At 47.0% G+C, this 18,093-nt stretch carries 13 protein-coding genes; 6 read left to right on the forward strand and 7 right to left on the reverse strand.

The genetic code is table 11. From position 1 onward, the window contains the following. The first annotated feature begins 645 nt into the window (after positions 1-645). A complete protein-coding gene (hppD, locus tag QUB04_RS17765) occupies positions 646-1,707 on the forward strand; it encodes a 4-hydroxyphenylpyruvate dioxygenase (protein WP_333286301.1) in 1,062 nt (353 codons plus the stop codon). A gap of 20 nt (positions 1,708-1,727) precedes the next feature. On the opposite strand, the gene QUB04_RS17770 is transcribed toward hppD, so the two are convergent. After that, positions 1,728-2,261 carry a GNAT family N-acetyltransferase gene (locus QUB04_RS17770; protein WP_333286303.1) on the reverse strand — a complete coding sequence of 178 codons (534 nt, stop codon included), beginning with the start codon at positions 2,259-2,261 and terminating at the stop codon, positions 1,728-1,730. Further along, the gene (locus QUB04_RS17775; RefSeq protein WP_333286305.1) at positions 2,242-4,389 is read right to left on the reverse strand and encodes a diguanylate cyclase domain-containing protein; all 2,148 of its coding nucleotides are present in this window, start codon (positions 4,387-4,389) and stop codon (positions 2,242-2,244) included. Before QUB04_RS17775 ends, QUB04_RS17770 begins: the two co-directional genes overlap by 20 nt. Positions 4,390-5,002: 613 nt before the next feature. On the opposite strand from QUB04_RS17775, the gene QUB04_RS17780 reads away from it, so the two are divergent. Further along, positions 5,003-5,686 carry an HAD family hydrolase gene (locus QUB04_RS17780; protein ID WP_333286307.1) on the forward strand — a complete coding sequence of 228 codons (684 nt, stop codon included), beginning with the start codon at positions 5,003-5,005 and terminating at the stop codon, positions 5,684-5,686. Between the two features lie 283 nt (positions 5,687-5,969). Here QUB04_RS17780 and QUB04_RS17785 read toward each other — a convergent pair whose 3' ends face one another. Beyond that, on the reverse strand, positions 5,970-6,581 hold the full coding sequence (locus QUB04_RS17785) for a CPP1-like family protein (protein WP_333286309.1): 612 nt from the start codon (positions 6,579-6,581) through the stop codon (positions 5,970-5,972). 243 nt (positions 6,582-6,824) lie between these two features. Then, positions 6,825-7,703 (reverse strand): peptidoglycan editing factor PgeF, encoded by an 879-nt coding sequence (gene pgeF / locus QUB04_RS17790; RefSeq protein ID WP_333286311.1) that lies wholly within the window; start codon positions 7,701-7,703, stop codon positions 6,825-6,827. Between the two features lie 659 nt (positions 7,704-8,362). Between pgeF and QUB04_RS17795 the strand changes: the two genes are divergently transcribed. The 4 genes from QUB04_RS17795 (at position 8,363) to QUB04_RS17810 (ending at position 14,172) form a co-directional block, all read left to right on the forward strand. Next, positions 8,363-9,541 (forward strand): transposase, encoded by a 1,179-nt coding sequence (locus QUB04_RS17795; RefSeq protein WP_333286313.1) that lies wholly within the window; start codon positions 8,363-8,365, stop codon positions 9,539-9,541. Positions 9,542-9,643: 102 nt separating this feature from the next. Further along, the gene (locus tag QUB04_RS17800) at positions 9,644-11,431 is read left to right on the forward strand and encodes a peptidoglycan DD-metalloendopeptidase family protein (protein ID WP_333286315.1); all 1,788 of its coding nucleotides are present in this window, start codon (positions 9,644-9,646) and stop codon (positions 11,429-11,431) included. Between the two features lie 83 nt (positions 11,432-11,514). Continuing rightward, complete coding sequence (locus tag QUB04_RS17805) at positions 11,515-13,887, forward strand: hypothetical protein (protein ID WP_333286317.1); 2,373 nt, start codon at positions 11,515-11,517, stop codon at positions 13,885-13,887. A 69-nt stretch (positions 13,888-13,956) separates the two neighbouring features. Next, positions 13,957-14,172 (forward strand): hypothetical protein, encoded by a 216-nt coding sequence (locus QUB04_RS17810; RefSeq protein WP_333286319.1) that lies wholly within the window; start codon positions 13,957-13,959, stop codon positions 14,170-14,172. A 490-nt stretch (positions 14,173-14,662) separates the two neighbouring features. On the opposite strand, the gene QUB04_RS17815 is transcribed toward QUB04_RS17810, so the two are convergent. From QUB04_RS17815 to QUB04_RS17825, 3 genes are read right to left on the reverse strand one after another with little or no spacing between them, the layout of a single operon-like run. Next, complete coding sequence (locus tag QUB04_RS17815) at positions 14,663-15,994, reverse strand: glycosyltransferase family 4 protein (protein ID WP_333286320.1); 1,332 nt, start codon at positions 15,992-15,994, stop codon at positions 14,663-14,665. Positions 15,995-15,999: 5 nt separating this feature from the next. Continuing rightward, positions 16,000-16,770, reverse strand: coding sequence for a class I SAM-dependent methyltransferase (locus QUB04_RS17820; protein ID WP_333286322.1), 771 nt, complete (start codon positions 16,768-16,770; stop codon positions 16,000-16,002). Between the two features lie 22 nt (positions 16,771-16,792). After that, a complete protein-coding gene (locus QUB04_RS17825; protein WP_333286324.1) occupies positions 16,793-18,076 on the reverse strand; it encodes a glycosyltransferase in 1,284 nt (427 codons plus the stop codon). Positions 18,077-18,093: the final 17 nt, after the last annotated feature.

The following is an 18,093-nucleotide window of genomic DNA, read 5'->3' on the forward strand; positions in this document are numbered from 1 at the left end:
GGATCAATGCTCTTTCTTGAGGATTTTCGATTTTCGATTTGGGATTGATTTGCGCGAGATAAATCACGTGGCGGGTATCACATGAAGAAATTCGATTGTCATTTGAAGGCAGAAGACAGCTTCGATTTTCGATTTTCGATTTGAGAGGCGACCCCACGGATCAATGCTCTTTCTTGAGGATTTTCGATTTTCGATTTGGGATTGATTTGCGCGAGATAAATCACGTGGCGGGTACCACATGAAGAAATTCGCTTGTCATTTGAAGGCAGAAGACAGCGGCGCCTCAAGCCCCGAAAAATTATCATATCTTTAGGTTTGAGAACTTGCACAGCACCTAATTATGTAGAGTGCTCTTCTGCCGCGCACCTTACCCATATAAGTAGCACGTCAAACCATTTTTTGCCTTAGTCCTATTGGCGAAGGTCTAGCGGTCAAACCTAAGTTATCGCAGACAACGGGTTTCTTTTAAGTGCCGACTTATTTCTACCTTCAGAGGGAGCTAGAATATTCAATTTTTAGGTTATTATTAAGTGGGCGCGCAATAAAAAGTATGAAAAATATCCATTACTCAATTCCTCCGTTGCAATTTCGCCTTGAAAATCAGCAGATTTTCCCTTTTTCAGTTTCCATTTTCAATTATTGATTATGGAGTTCGATCGCATTCAATTTTACGTTGAAAACGCTAAAATATCCCGCGACTGGTTTGTGAGCCAGTTAGGCTTTCAATCAATAGCAGGTTATGCCAACAGCCACACTCACACTGAAGTTGTCAGCAGTGGCAATGTATGTTTTGTTTTATCTTCGCCCCTGACCCCCGCTAGTCCCGCTGCTAGTTGGTTGAAGTTTCATCCTTCAGGGATTGCCGATGTGGGTTTTCGGGTAAGAAATATTGAATTAGCGGTAGTTAGAGCGGCTGCTGAAGGCGCTAAAATCCTGGAACCGATTCAAGAAGACCTAAACGCAGGAGGCTATTTTAAGCGGGCAAAAATCGCGGGCTGGGGAGATTTAAGCCACACGCTTGTGGAGCGAATTGGCAGCCATTCACTGCTATCGGCTTCGGATAAGCTGCCGTTGTTTACCCGGATTGACCACGTAGTGTTAAATGTTGAATCAGGGGATTTATCAAGTGCTGTTAGTTGGTATCAAAAAATATTAGGTTTTCAACCGCAGCAAAATTTTGACATTCAGACGGAGAAGTCGGCTTTGCGGAGCCAAGTTATGGTGCACGCTGAAGGTGGGGTGCAATTCCCGATTAATGAACCGGCATCAGCTAATTCTCAAATTCAAGAGTTTTTGAGTGCAAATCGGGGGCCGGGAATTCAGCACATGGCTTTGCAAACTAATAATATTGTGGGTGTTGTTGCCGATTTGCGATCGCGCGGTTTGCCTTTTCTGCCTGTTCCTCCAACATACTACTCGGAATTGCAGCAGCGACAAAACTATTTACCCGCAGATTGGCAATCAATTGCAGCTTGTCAAGTTTTGGCAGATTGGCAAGAAGATACTCCCGCAGCGATGCTGCTGCAAATATTTACCCAGCCAATTTTTGCAGAACCGACTTTCTTTTTCGAGATTATTGAGCGCCGAGTTAGTTTAGTTAACGGCACACCGGTGCAAGCTGGAGGTTTTGGGGCAGGGAATTTTCGAGCTTTGTTTGAGGCAATTGAACGCGAACAAATGAAGAGGGGAAGTTTGATAGATGATTGACAAAACTTCCACTTTTTAGCTCATACAGCCGTGTTAATTAGCACTGTGATATCTTTCCACCCGTAGGCAATTTCTTTGAGTGCAACTCCGGCTCTACTTGTTTGCTGTTCGTCTACTTTTTCACCTCCTAATAATTCATAAAACCTATAGGCTGAATTGTCTCCTAGTACCCAAACTAGCATCGAGTTCAAACTTAATTTTGCCAATTTTGTCGCAACTGTTCTCACGAGTTGCCGTCCGATTCCTTGACGCTGATATTCCTCCAAAATATAGATGGCAAATAATTCTCCTTTATATATATATTTGCCCGTGCGCTCGCAACCACCGGTAGCAAAACCCACAATTTCTCCCGATTCATTCTCCGCAACGCACACAAAATTTTTACTGTTTTCTGCGTTTACCAGGATTTCTTGCCAATTGCTTTCTCGCTTTTCATAGGATAACTGTGCGAGGTAATCTGCTGGTACAATTTCCCGGTAAGCTGTCCGCCAAGTATCTAGATTAACTCGTGCGATTGCAGGTGCGTCAGCGATTTTAGCTTCTCTCACAATCATCAGAAAATACTCCTTTCCCGTCCTGAAATTCTATTTTCAAGTCGAGGGCAACTATACGATCGCGCCCTTCTAGTTTAGCTCGATACAGCGCTCGATCGGCCTGTCCAATTAACCCCTCTATCGATAAACCAGCACCAGGTACAGTAGTAGCGATCCCCATACTGAGAGTTATAAACTTACTTACCTTGGAAGCAGCATGAAAAATTGTCGCCGCTTTCAAATCGCTGCGAATTGCTTCAGCTACCCGTATTGCTCCCTGCACATCAGTTCGCGGCAAAATTACCGCAAATTCTTCGCCGCCGTAGCGGGCGGCTAAATCTCCTGCCCGCTGAGCGTTGTTAGCTAAAATCTCGGCCACTTTTTTTAAACATTCGTCGCCTCCTTGATGGCCGTAATGATCGTTGTAAAGTTTGAAAAAATCGATATCGCACAAAATTAAAGACAGCGACTCTTTTTCTCGCTCCATCAACTGCCATTCTAACTCCAATTTTTTGTCAAAACAGCGGCGATTGGGAATTTGAGTCAATCCATCCACCGAAGCGAGCCGCTGCAATTCCATGTTAGCTGCTTGTAATTCTAATTTGGCTTGTTCTAAAGCTAAATTTTGCCGAGCTAATTCTTCACTTTGCCGTTTTTCTTGTTCATACAAAAATCGGATTGAAGCTTCAGCTTCGTACAATTCTTGCTCTGCATATTTGCGCTTGACAAATTCTCCTAATTGAGAACTTACCACAGCTATTATTTGAAGTAAATCTTGATCGGGCGGCAGTTCTTCCCGGCAAAAAAAAGTCATTACTCCTACAACTTGGCCCCTAGCGTGAATGGGGAAACCGAATCCCGATCGCAGTCCCGCTTCCTCGGCCAAGTGCGATCGCACGAAATTGCGATCGCCCACAAGATCAGTAATCCACTGCGGAGAACCACTTCTGGAAACTGCTCCGGGTAAACCCTCACCCGCCGCCAAAGTAATCGGCTCGTTGTTTTCGGCAAACTCCCTAACTTCCTCCGCTGCCTGCCAAACTACCACCCGCCGCCAACAACGAGTTTCCTCGATCGGACAGCAAAGTGGCAGGCACCAAAGCGACTCTTTTTCAGATTTTATTTCCCCAGCCCATCTAGTTTCTTTCTCCGCCTCTGCAGGCGTCCAAAGTTCGCCAAGATCCCACCCAAAACTTTGGCAAATAGCTTGCAAAATTCTCGGAGTTGCATTATCTAAAGAACTTGATTCTGATAGGATATGAGTAACAGCATACTGTGCTTCTTGACACTTTTTTATGCGTTGTTGCTTGGTAATGTCTTTGCCGATATAAACAAAATCTTGTATAACCTCGCTATCTGCATCCGGGCTTCCTGTGCTTGTCTCAAAACTAGAGCATGAAAACGCAACAATCAGCTTTAAACCTATTTTCGTTTGGCAAGCTACTTTTACTTGAGGCCAATATTCGCTTTTAAGTGCAGGAGGTAGCTGGCTGACTTTGCGTAACAATTCCTCCTCAGCCGTAATCATGGATATAGATTGGCCGATTAATTCCGATTCGGTATATCCAAATAATTGCTGTGCAGCTTGATTCACTTTTTTGATTTGGCCCGATGTTCCTGTTACGAACAAAACATCCCCTAGGGAATTAATAATTTTGTCAATATAATCGCCAGCCGCAGCTAAGTTATCGCCTTTAATACTTGTTTTATTGGCAGCATGAACGATGGTTGGCGGAGATCCAATGCTATCTGTCACATCTTCGCATAAAATAATCAATCTGTCAGCAGTGGCTTGTCCCTTACAACCAAAAATGTACAAATTTAGATACAAATAAGAGCCGTCTTTGAGAACTCTGCTAATTGATTTTAACTGAAAGTCTTGCTGTCGTTCTTCAATAATATCTTCAAGGATTCCTTCAATTCCAATCAGTTCAGGAAAACTATCGCGCACGTCTTTTCCTTCGCCTACTTCCTCATGAATGTAGGCAAAATCTTGCACTTTCAAAGATATTTCTTGAATCTTGAGTTCGCGATCGACTGTGAGGTATTCAATCCTGCGTAAGGATAACAGCTTATAAAGAAGAATATTAATACTTCTGGGGCTGCTCTCTACAGTTAATGTTGGAAGGATCTCGTTATTGTAGAGCATCTCTCTCAAAGGTTAGCCGGTAAAGTTAGATCAATTCCGGTTGCACCGGAATGATTGTTGACTGTTGACTGTTGACTGTAGAAGGAGGGGTGGAAAAACAGAATGGTTGAGTGTTAACTGTTGACTCGATTTTAGGATGCCGATGCAACCGGAAACGATATTAGTTGTTGTTTGGCTGCTATTTATCATGGGAATTTTTATACTGGCTGATGTCATCACCTGTTACCGCTAGCTAATTTATGCAAACATTACACTTTGGATTATCCAAGCATTTTTTTGCTTGTTTAAAAAATGGGGCAAAATATTAATTGAACCCACTTTTTTTGAGAAAGCGCAGTCAAAATCAGCCTCGATTGAGGTAGAGATTTATGAACAATATGTAGCTGTTTACACTATTTGTGCGGCACATTTTAATTTTAAATTCCCTGATATGGCTGACAACCGCTCAAGTTGAGGAACAGCACAGTTTAATTCAAATGTTTGCTTTAATTAGCACCATTCCTATAGACCTTACCTCCCCAGGGTATTTGTGTCAATTTTTGTAAAGAAAGTGTTACCTTTAAATGATATAGTATCGAAGGATTTGTATAAAAGCTTAAAAATACTCTGCTAAATGCTGAGACTTATTACCGACTTTGACGGCCCGATCATGGACGTGTCCGATCGCTACTACCGAGTTTACCAGTATTGTCTGGCCGAGACTCAGCGTGAGGGGCAACCAGTGCGCGAACTCCCCAAGGCAGAGTTTTGGGACATGAAGCGTGCGCGGGTTCCCGAAACCGAAATCGCCATCCTCTCAGGATTAGACGCAGCCCAAGCCCGCGATTTTGCCCAGAAACGCCGTCAAACCGTCCACACCCTACCCTACATGATTTACGATCAACCAGTTCCCACCGCTGTCGAAACTCTCGAAAAGGTACAGGGCGCTGGAGTAGACTTAGTGGTGATGACCATGCGCCGCGTTAGGGAACTAGATGAAGCCTTCAACCGCTGCAATTTAGGGCATTTTTTCCCAGAAAACCGCCGCTATTGCCTCCCCAACGATTACGTCAAAACCGGGGATGTCAAAGATAAGCCCCTGTTGATGGCAAGAGCTCTGGCCGAACTGCCGCCGGCTTCTGACACTTGGATGGTGGGCGATACGGAGGCAGATATTATAGCAGCAAAAACGCACGGTGTCAAGGTAATTGGTGTTTTGTGCGGAATTCGCGATCGCACCCAACTAGAAATGCACCAACCGGATTTAATTGCTAACAATTTGAGTGAAGCAGTTGAGATTATTTTAGATAGTCAGTAGTCAGTTGTCAGTTGTCAGTTGACAGTTGACAGTTGACAGTTGACAGTTGACAGTTGACAGTTGGCAGTGGTTAATTATTGTTATTGGTTAATTGTTATTGGTTGGTTCGTAGGTTTTAGGTGTTAGTAGTTAGTTGATTGTTACCAATTACCAATTACTAATTACCCATTAACAATTACCAATAACTAATGACTGTTGATGCTTGACTAATGATTGATGACTGTTGACAACTGACAACTGACAACTGACAACAGTCAACTGTCAACTGTCAACTGACAACTGACTATCGCAGAAAACCGCTGACCAGCCACAGAATTAAAAACGTAAACAAAGCGATAAATTTCTCTGTTGTTATAAATGCCGGACTGACCAAAGAACCCAAAAATCCTCCCAGCAACAAGCCTATAACCAAGCCAGCCACAGTCAGCAGCACGGCGCGACCAAATTTTTGTTCCTTGCGATTAACAAAATAAAGACAACAGCCGACCCCAAGAGCCAGAGTCAACTGTAGTAAACCATCATTAGCCGCCGGATAAATACTCAGTCCGCCTAACCCCACATACACCCCAGCCGGCCACACAATGTCCGATCGGCTAGGAGTATCGATTAGCCGCTGCAACCAAGCTGGGCTGCCACTCGGAGGAGACGGAGTAAAGCTTGGGGGTGGGGGAGTCAGCCGTTCGGGAAAGCGGATGCGTTCGGGTACTTTAATTTTCCCTTCCTGTCGCTGCCGCAGGCGATCCATGAGGATCGCATCGTAAGCAGCTTCGATCAATTCCAAACGTTTCTTGTCACCGCTGTACTGCTCGCCTAGGCGCGTGCGGGCCTCTTGCACTTCATCAAAGGAAGCATCTTCATCGACTTCAAGAAGTTGATAGGGAGTTGGCTCACTCATTGTAATAACCCGCTGAAGACTCTCGTTATATAGCAATCTTAACAAGAGAGGAAAGCGGGGCGGGAGCTCTGCCGCTTTCCCAAAAGTTTAGCTGCTAGTTTTTAGTGCTTTAAAACAGGAACCAGCAAACCTTACGAAGGTAGAAACTAGAAGGCATTTGGCATTCGTAAATAAAAAATAATGAATCCAAAGATTTTTATTTTTATCTTTGCCGTCTAAAATTTTACCTTCTGCCAAATGCCCTCAGAAGGGACTTGTCCTGCTGGCGCTCACAATTCCCGACCACTGGACTTTTTTAAGTCGATCGCGGCGGTAGGAAAAAAAGCGAGCCGAGTCAGAATAAGTACAGAAAGGAGCGATCGCCACTTGAGAAAGATCGATTCCCAACTGCTGCAATTGCAGAGCATTGCAGAGGCGAACATCCAAGCGTACCTTTCCCGGTTCTGGATCGGCTAAGACAGGCGTTTCGGGGAGTTGATGCAAAAACTCGCAGATGCCGTCTCCTGTCGCACTAACGGCACTCCTAGGAGCAATGGTGGCTCCCAGTTCCGCTGCCACTTCCACAGATACCTGGTAAACCTCTCCAGCGATCGCCGGCCCCATAGCAATCTTCAGATTTTCTAGTTGACTGCCTTGTGCCACAAGTTGAGCGATCGCCTCTGGTAATATCTTAGCAGCAGTCCCGCGCCAACCCGCGTGAACTGCAGCAACCAGTCCCGTGCGATCGTCAGCAATCAGCACCGGCACACAGTCAGCCGAGCAAACCCACAGCGCCTCCAATTCTCGATCTGCCACCAAGCCATCAGCCTCAGCATAGCTTGAGGCAGCGGTTTCCGGGTTCCGATCCACAACCGGGGACAACTCAGTGGTTTTGAGTACCGCATTGCCGTGTACCTGTTGGAGTCGGTAAACCTTAGCTCCCGGTTCGAGAACTTCCGTCAGCTCGATCGGCCCCTGGGGCGAGAAATCGCGAGTAAAAAAGCCGTGAGACCAGCGAGAAAGCAAGCTGCAAGTCAGATAGGGCAACCCTTCAGAACTCTGCCACTCCCAACTGATCCCGTCAGGCTGTCCGAAGCACTCAGAGTTTGGAAAATTTGTCAAGCGATCGCCAGCTACAGTCATGAAACCTATCCTTACCCAAGCGCATCATTTAGCTTGTATTCTAAACAATCAAAAATTTTGTCCGCGAAGTTTAAAGTTTTGTCCGCGAAGTTTAAAGGCAGGGCCAGGTTTCAGGAAAAAATCGCGATGAGTAGGCGGTTTTAGAACAACTCACGCCCAGAGCACCATTCTCTCTCGCGCAGGCTTTCGGGCCCGTTCCGCGAAGAGTAGATTTTATTGTGGGGTGGGCAGGAGATCTCGCCCTGAAAAGATTATTGAGAATGGTGCAATATTTCAGGACGACCGACTGCGCCGAAATTTTGCAGAACCCCAAAAATATAGGCAACTAATTAACATAGACGAACGCCAAAGCGCTATCATCAGTGTGGCCGTCACAGACTTCTAGGCAAGTGCCATCGGAATCAAAAAAACCGGCTATCGATCGCGAGTGAATGCGTAAGGCATTTGAGCTTGTTCTATGTGCAAAAAAAATTGCCTCAAGCCCGGTAAAATCAGTTAGGCCTGTATATAAAGACAAGGATGGCCATACATTCGATCCTGACCAAAAAAAGGGGATACAAGCCTCCCCCTTCTAGGGGGAATTTCGGTTCGGAATCTCTCAAGCAAGGTGTTTGAATAAACAGCACCGCATTTATTCATGTTGGCTCTACAATGGTTGTATGTTAAATCTCACCTACGAGTACAAGCTCATTCCTACCGACGCGCAACGCCAGACTTTCGACCTGTGGCTCAATATTTGCCGCAAGGTCTACAACTTTGGATTGCGAGAACGAAAAGATTGGGTTAATTCTCGTAAGTGTGAGATCAACTCGTGCAGCATTAAGCAGGAATACATGATCCCTGCTGATGCACCGCGTCCAACATTTGCCCGCCAATGCAAATCATTGGCAATCGCAAAGAAGTTAATTCCTGAGTTGAAACTGCCTCACACCCATGTATTGCAGCAGGCATTGCGCCAACTAGAGGCAGCGTTTGTGGCGATGTGGGAACGAGGACACGGTTTTCCTAGATTCAAAAAACGGATGCGCTCATTTGTGTTCCCTCAATTGAATCTAGAATCCGTTATACGGTTTGATAATGCCGATTGGGTCAACCTACCCAAGATTGGGTTAGTTAAAATGCACCTGTCGCGTCCAATCCCTCAAGGGTTTGATGTCAAGCAAATTCGCGTTGTTAAGAGGGCTTCAGGTTACGTAGCCATGCTCAGTTTGCAATGTGATGTCGCAGTGCCTCAAGCCCCACCTTCAGGGCATGGATTAGGGATTGATTTAGGGCTAAAACATTTTTTGGCAACTTCTGATGGTGAATTGATTGATAGACCTCGATTTTTTGTGGATGGACAACGCAAGCTGAAATTGCTGCAACGTCAACTCAAGCGCAAGAAAAAAGGCTCTAGAAAGTTTCGTCAAATTGATCACCAAATAGCGAAGCACCACGAATACATCTCGAACAGTCGAAAAGACTTTCATTTCAAGACCGCACATCATTTATGTAACTGGGCCCAAACAATATTTGCTGAGGACTTGAACCTCAAAGCAATGTCAGCCGGAATGATGAGCAAGCACACGCTTGATGCAGGGTTTGGTCAGTTCCTGAATATCTTGGGTCATGTTTGCTTTAAGCGAGGTGCATACTTTGCAAAAGTAGACCCGAACCGAACCAGTCAAACTTGTCCCTTATGTCAAACCCATACAGGCAAAAAAGAACTATCCGAACGGGTGCATAGATGTCAAACGTGCGGCTATGAAACGAATCGAGATGTTGCAGCCGCGCAGGTGGTGTTGCAGCGTGGATATACAGCGGTTGGGCAAATCGCAGTGAATTTTGGGGAGGGCTAGCTACATGAGTAGTCCCAATGAACCAAGAATCCTCGTGCCTTCGGGCCGAGGAGTTGTCAATTCGAGATCCTTGTGCCCCCTGTTGAGTTGGGAAAAAAAATCGTGAAACCAGTTCCAGACAAGCAAATAACAGCCCATTTGAACACCAAACAGCAAAAAAAGAACCCTACAGGCGCCCGGACTCGATCGCGCCTTTTGTCCGAACGCTCACTGCTGGTGGGACTGGGTTGTCTTGCCAGTCTGGGACTGCTCAGCAAAGGCTTAGTTTGGGCCCAAGCCGAAATTCCGCCAGCAGAACAAGCCGTCCCCGGCGCAGCAGACCTCCAGCCCTTATTTGAAGCTCCTCTCCCGCCCCCGGAACCCGAATTCAGCCAAGGGTCGCCAGAACCATACCCTGAACCACAGGCAGAAGTTCCACCGTCCGAGCCTTTCGATGCCGCACCGCCGTCAGAGCCTGAGTACGCCACCGAACCACCTCCCACCGAATATTATCTGCCGGAACCCGCGCTGATTCCCCTGCCAGAAGCGACGGCCCAGGAGCCGCCTTTTGAAGCGCCAGTTAACCCAGCCCACGCTGAAATCGACCAAACAGACTACAGCATTGGCGCTACCAGCGAGTACGAAGAGTACGAAGCGCCAACAACCATAGAGTTTGCAGAACGATCGAACGGCTGCGAAGAAGTTGGCGGTTTGTGCGCGCCTCCTCCTGTTTCCGATCCCGTCACGGCAGATGCAGCAGAGCCCAACTACAGCCCGGAAACTCCGATCGCAGACGACGGTTATATTGCAGCCCCTCCTCCTCGAAATCTGCCAGAAAGCCTTCCGGGCGCGGTTCGGGGAAATGTTGCCGGAAATAGTAGCGGGAATCCTGTGAGTAAACTCGGTCAAGCCGTTCAACAAATAGGCAGCCAGGTTTGGGGGGGTTCAAACCCGCCGGAATCTGCTTACGCACCCCCGCGCTACTCGGCTAACGCAGGATACTCCGCAGACGCAGGATACTCCGCAGACACCGGCTACTCGGCTAACATCGGCTACTCCGCAGACACTGGATACTCCGCAGACGCTGGATATTATGCCGGAGCGGCATCTTACGGCGGCGGCGCTCCAGCGCCCAGCATGGGACTCGGGCCGGTTCAAGTCGGTGCGGTTAGTGTCAGCAGCGGCAGCAATACCGGTTTTGCTTACTACAATCTCACGCCGCGTCCCGCAGGTATGCCCGGAAATGGCAACACCAGCTTGCTGTTTCCGCTATCTATTGCTTCGGCCATTACTTCGCCGTTTGGGTGGCGGACTCATCCGGTTATGGGCTACGGCAGGTTTCACACCGGAACTGACTTGGGGGCCCCGATGGGAACGCCCGTACTGGCAGCCTATGCGGGTCAAGTGGCGATCGCCGATTGGTTGGGTGGCTACGGTTTGACGGTGGTTCTCAACCACAACAAAAATTCTCAGGAAACTCTCTACGCCCACCTTTCGGAACTGTTTGTGAAACCGGGAGAGTTCGTGAAACAGGGAGAGACTATCGGCCGCGTCGGCAGTACGGGAATGTCTACAGGGCCTCACCTCCACTTCGAGGTTCGGCAAATGACTGACCAGGGTTGGGTGGCGATCGACCCGGGTTCTCAGCTAGAATTCGCTCTGGCAAAAATGATCGGCAGTTTGGAAACCGCCAAAGTACCGCAAATGCCGAAAATGGTGGAAATACAAACCGCTAGCGGACTCAAGGATTTGGAAAACGATCTGCCCCAGCTTCCACCTCTGCCGCTGGGAATGGACATCGAAGTTCACAACCTCCAGCCGCCATTCCCGGAACTGTTAAAAGCTGACACTTCTAAGCCCAAAGAGTCCGAAGCACTCAAACCCAAACCTCAGAAGCAAGCTAACAGGTAAAAATTGGGGATTGCGTAGATTAATTTTCTTGTGGAACGGTGGAAAAGCCCAACCCCTACTCCCCACAAGAAAATTTATGTTTTGTGCAACTAGCTCGCGTGTTCGTTGCTTTTCCTCGTTACCAGGCTCTTTCGGGTAACGAGGAAAAACTCATAAAAAATGGTAACTTGCAGCTTATGCTAATAGCGCAGCATTTGTGGGAATTAATTTTATTTCTGATTATTGTAGTCGGGCCGATTCCCTTAAGCTTGTCTCTTGCCTTCGAGAATCAGAAAGAAAACAATAACTATTCATTTCCCCATTTTCTCCTCGTACTCCTGACGGGATGGAGCGTTGCACAAGTTTGTATCGGCTTGATTTTAGGAAGTGCCGATAGACTAAATATTGCTGCGGTGATTATAGCAGAAATTCTGATTTGTGCGATCGGCTTCATCCTGATTTATACCAAAAACCACCAAACTTTTACCTTCTCGCAGTGGCAGATTCCCCAACTAAAGCAACCTTTGGGCCCATCAGAATTCCTAATTATTGTTGCCACCGCTGTTGCAGGATTTTTGCTGTTGGAAACTCTAGCAAGCAAACCCATAACCAATTATGATTCATTGTGGTTTCACCTGCCTGCGATCGCCCGATGGTATCAAACCCATTCATTTACATTATTAGATGCCGCCGGAAATTGGATTTTTGAACAAGAGCAAGCACGAGTATATCCCTACAATTGGCACGTTTTATCTGCTTTGTGTGTGCTGCCCTTCGGAGAAGATTTTCTAGCAGCTTTCCCCCTGCTAATTGCGTGGGTACTTGAGGGAATTGCCGTCTATCTATTAAGCGTAAAATTTGGAGCTACCCGAATTCACGGTATGGCCGCAGCATCTTTAGTATTGACAGTACCGATGATGCTCAACCAAGTTAACACCATTCACCCCGACTTACCGCTAGCTGCAATATTTACAGTCGGCTTGTATCTAGGTTTATCCTATCATAGCAGCCGATCGCAATCCGAACTCTCCCTATTTTTGGCAGCCACAGGAATGCTAGCCGGAATAAAAATCACTGGGATAGTCTATGCTGCCTCACTTTTAGGAGGATTAGCAATATTAGAACTTAAAAGATTCGCGGTTAATAAAAAATCCACACCAGCTAATTTTAGAAGTCGCCACTGTATCAAGCCAGTGTTACTTGGTGGCCTAGCTTGTTGCTTGCTTTTAGGATGTTTTTGGTATGCGAGAAACTTGCTGCAAATCAATTATCCTGTCGGCGAAGTCGGCGATATTAAAATTCCCTTAGATCCTGTTTCCTTACCGTCTCCCATAACTGCACCAATACCTCCGGTACAGCAGCAGCCCGCTTCGCCAATTCTAAAGATTTGGCAAAGCACTTTAGCAGCTCAATTTAATCCCAGCAATGTTTCCCACTGGCAAACTGTCGGTTTACAAATTATCATTAGATTGCAACTGCCCTTTATGGCGCTCGCCCTTCAGGTATTGGCAGCACCTCTGGCTTTTTTCCAGGGTAAAACTAGAATAATTAATCAAAATAATATTATTTTAATTATACTTCTCGCCAGCACAGGAATTCTGTATCTAATTACACCTTACACCTCCGGTACTGCGGGAGATTCGATCGGTAAACTCAGCCCTTTACTGGGTTTTAATCTCAGATACGGCTTTCCCTTTTTAAGCGTACTCGCCATCGCCGCCGCAGCTACAGCAACTCGGATAAAAACTCCAAATCTAGTTGTTCTGATAGTGGTGTTGGTTAGTGGTTTGTTCGGAATTACTAGCAACACACTTTTTGATTATATTAAAAATGCTTCTTTCACCGGAGATAGTATTGTTTGGGGGAGTTTGTTGATTGACAATTTTAAGTCTAACCCAAGAGAAGCTATTAATACTCTCGGAAAAATATTAGGTCCCAGTTGGCCAGATATATTACCATATCCGATATTTTATCTTGTGTCAGTGACGCTGGCTGCGATATGGTGGAAAATCAATCCTGGCTTAGGATGGCTGAATCATCTATTTCCCACCCGCAAAAAATCGATTTACATAGTGATAATTGGTGTCTGTATAGGATTGATAGTAATTGGTAATTGGAGGGAAAAGCGAGATTTCGCACGCACAGAACTGTATCGCGGCATTTACGAGTATATTGATAAAAATACAGTACCTGATGAAAGAATAGGCTTCTTTTTAAGTTCGCGCAGCTACCTGTTTTACGGGAGAAATTTGGACAGACAAGTTTTATATGTGCCGTTTAGAGCCGATCGACTTTCGGCATGGATTGACAATCTACGGCGAAATAAAATTAGGAGTGTGGGATTCGGGCCCCTGACTGGGACAGACGCAGCTACCAGAAAAGCTCTATCTTGGCTGACAAGTGCCGAGGGCCCGCTGCAACCAGTTTTCGGAAAAGATTTTAATACTGAGTCGGTGTTGTATCGTTTGAAAAATTAAAATATAGCAGTTATAATTCAATACGGTTCCGTGGCGGCAGATTGGCTGCAAAATCGGGAAAATCGATTTGTGGAAACACCACACGGCTTAATCGGATGTCTAACGGTAAACGCGCTGCCGAATAATATCTATTCTACTGGCAGCCAGCAACTGATCGATTACCTTTACAGCTACTATAATGCTATAGGCGATCGCGCGGCATTTTTCAGTTCTCAAAATGCTGGATTTGAAGGAACTAATATTCATAAAATGCAGGTGCAAAGATATGTATCTCGCAGTAAATAACCGAGCAAAAAATCCAGAATATGGAGTACATTTGGCGTTCGTAGAGATGGATGGCAGCGGGTAAATTATCTGGAAAAATCTTCTGAAGCTGTGCAATAATTAATGAAGTTAGCTCGTAATAAAATTAGCTTTTATCAACAGCCTATACAGGGAGAAACCCTGAGTCCCTCTAGTTCCTAGACATCTTTGTCACCCTCCCAGAATAAATTGCTTAGGATCGCGAATTAAATAACTTACAATTTTAATTGTTATTGTGGGATGGGCGTCTCGCCCGTCCTTTTTGGACGGGCGAGACGCCCATCCCACAAAATTGTGGAAGTTATTTAATTCTCATTCCTTAGTTGAAAGAATGAATATATTAAAAAAATCCGTCAAGTTAAATTTATTAGGTCTCCGATAATTGGCACAAAAAGTGACAATAAAGCCAGAAAAATTAGGCGGAGATAAATTTTTCTGGCTGGGATTTTTCAAGCATTCCCAGCGCTGCGAGTCAGATATGCGGAATGTGCGCTAAAGAGCGATCGCACAAAAACTGGCGCAGTTGCACACCGATCGCCTCCAGAGAAAAATGAGTTTCCACCCGAATGCGAGCGCGGTGGCCCAACTCCCGCCCCCACGCCCGATCGTCTAAAACCCGACCGATCCCCCCTGCCAAAGCGGTTGCATCCTCACGGGGCACAACGATCCCGCCGTCAGCTTCGCCCCCCTCGAAAATATCAGGCACTCCAGGCGCGTCAGCAGCCACAACGGGCAACCCGCAAGCCATCGCCTCCAGCGGTGCAACCGGAAACCCCTCATGCCGAGAAGGCAAAGTATAAACGTCAGCCGCCGAGAGGTACTGCCGCATCAAAGCGCGATCGCGCACATATTCATTCACCCAAACAATGCCCGAAAGCTGCATCTGAGCGATTCGCTGGCTCAATTCCTCCGCGTCGGTACCAGTCCCCACCAGCAACAGCCGCAAATCTCGGCCTGGGCGATCACGGCAGATCCGTTCCCAAGCTTCCAGCAATATATCTAACCCCTTGCGGCGAATCTCAATCCGCCCGTGACAGGCGACAATTTCAGCGTCACTGGGAAAACCCAGCATTTGCCTAGCTTCAGCGCGATCCATTGGTTGCCACAGTTCCAAATCCAGCGGGTTAAAAATGCGGGCAATCTTGGCAGGAGGCACGCCATAGCGACTTTGCACGCGCTGTACCTCGGTTTGCGAAGCAATAATTAAACCCGCGCTCGCTTTAAGGGCGAGCGGGCGCGACAAACCTTCCCAAGGACTAACCTGAAAATCGCCCCCCTGAAACGTGGCAAAAACAGGAAGCCCCATCCGTCGCCCCAACCAAGTGCAAGCGTCGAAGCGCGGGTACTCGTATTCTTGGCAGAGAATCGCTTGGCAGTTTTCCCGTCGCAGTTCTCCCGCCAGCAACCCCAGCGGTGTAGCCAGGTAAGGAGTAACGCTTTTCACCCCTGCCAACATCAGACGGCCCAGGCCTCGAACTTCTCCAAACATATCCTGAACTGTCCACCCTTGAGGGTTAACCATTTGGCGGCGGACAGCTTGGTAAAGTTGAGGTGCCGGCAGGGTGCAGATTGTTGCTCCTGTGTCTTTGTGGGTATAGTACACGGGTTCAGCCACGCTACCAGAGATGCAGAATAACACTGTCCGCACCCCTGCCCGTCGCAGCGCCTCAATGTAGCCAAACATCCAGCCCCCCGTCATTTCGTTGCAAAAAGCTTCAAAGGAAACTCCGATGGTATCTAAAAAATCTTCGATTAAATCGCCCCAGTGAAGGAGAGCGATCGTTGGTTCTGGTTGGACATTCATAAATTTTATGGCTTCTGCCAAGCTGATGCTGTTTCCGTTCCCAGGGAATCAGGTTTGTGCCACCAATAGCTCGTCCACGTTACAGGACTGAGAGCCGTACAGAATAATAGGCGCATGAGGCGGGGCAAGCGAGAGAAGGCAAAATCATGACAGACTACTGTCAGGGGATTGATAAAAGTAGCAGAACTCTGGTAAGGCAAACCAATTAAATCCGTCAGTTGATCGATCGTATAGCCGCGCCGAACGTGACCCCATTCTGCCATCACCTCTGCTTCAGGCGGACAGAGCGGTTTCATCACGCCGTAGTAGGGAAAGCGCCAGTTCTCATTGGGACTGCTCACTAATAAAAAACCCTTGGGTTTAAGCACTCGCAGCGCTTCAGATACAGCTTTTTGGTGGTCGGGAATGTGTTCGAGAACGTCGAACATCGTCACTGCATCAAAGGACTCATTTTCAAACGGTAAATTGGTCGCGTCGCCACAGATGAAGCGTACTTTTTCCTGCCGATTGCAAGGAACATTTGCATATTTAGGATCGAGGTCAATGTTAGTAATTTGCGCTTGCGGATAAAGTAAAGACGTTAAGCCTCCTTGACCTCCTCCTACTTCTAAAATTTCTTTAAAGGGCATATCTGGGGAAATGCGGTGAATTGCCCGCATCTTTTCTCGGTAAAAGAATCCCAGGGTCAAGGGCTGACCGAAAGGGTTGCGGGCTAAGAAATTGCCCAGCTTTTCTTTATGTGTTTCCGATTTCTTGGTCTCAACAACTGTTGCCATAATCTTCCTATAATTGGAAAAACTATTGATCCTTCTTTACACGATTTTTGAGGTAAAAGCTGACTCCCGCAAAGCAACCTAATACCTCTGCCAATAGCGTTCTATTAATCCCTTTAAATCCGGTCAAAAGACCGATTAAAAATCGTTTCACATAATAGAGAGGTAAAATGATGAATAAGCGAAGCAAGTTCCCCCAGTGCTTGTAGCGCCCAAACTGAATCAAAAGGGCGGCGATGTGACCCCGCATATATTGGTGCATCTGATGTTTCAAGCTATCGAGATCGCCCCGGTGATAGTGATAAACAACAGGGGTCGGATCGTAGTAGCAAATCCACCCTTCCGCCAGCACTCTGTACCATAGCTCTGAATCTTCACTGCACCCAGATGCCCCTGCACCCAAGCGTTCGTCAAAGTCTCCTAGTAACTCAAAAGCTTCACGCCGAAAAGCCATATTTGCTCCTGCGCCAATGCGCCAAACGGGAACCCCTAGGTGTTTCGTATCCTTAAAAAATTCAGCGTCAAAAGTCAGAGATCGGTATCCCCAACCAAAGCCAGTATCACCTTTTTGGAATATTAATTGGGCTTCTGTTTCGAGTTCAGCAGGCAGGACGAGGCCGGTTACAGCGATGATCTTGGGTTCGCGGAAGCTTTGTGCAATCCTGGCCACCCAGTCAGGGTGAACGATCACATCGTCATCGGTAAACGCAATAATGTCGCCTGTACAGTGGCGGATGCCAGTATTGCGGGCGATGCTTAAACCAGGGCGAGGTTCTAATACATATTTGACTCCAGGGATCTCGGCCACCAGTTGGCGGGTAGCGTCTGAACTCGGAGCATTATCAACCACGATGAGCTCATGAGCAGGTTGGGATAAATTTTGCAGGGATTGCAAACATCGCGCCAACTGTTCTGGCCGATTTCGAGTGCCGATTACGACAGAAACAGATGCGCTGCTAGTCTGGTTCAAGCGTTCCTGCAGCTTGGCCAGGGGTTGCTCTAAGGCAGTCAGGGCATGAAACTCAGGGGGCTGGTGCCACGCCCGATTTTTTTTGTAAACTTCTGGCAAAGGCGCTTTAAAACCTTGCTCTAGCAGGTGGCTGCCGACTGCAGGCGCGATCGCCAGCGCCGCTAGATTCGCTAGTTGTGAAGCCGAGATTGGCAACTGATCCTCTAAAATCTCCCGTTCGCCAAGGGGGATATTATGCCACCAAAACACTACATACACTCCGGCGTAGTTGGAAATCAAGGGCAATTCAGGAATCTTTTCGCTCAATTCGACATTGAGAACTTTCCAAGGCTTGCTCACAGAAATTACCTCAAAAA

Origin of the sequence: Microcoleus sp. D2_18a_B4 (assembly GCF_036702475.1) — a bacterium.
Lineage (GTDB): Bacteria > Cyanobacteriota > Cyanobacteriia > Cyanobacteriales > Microcoleaceae > Microcoleus.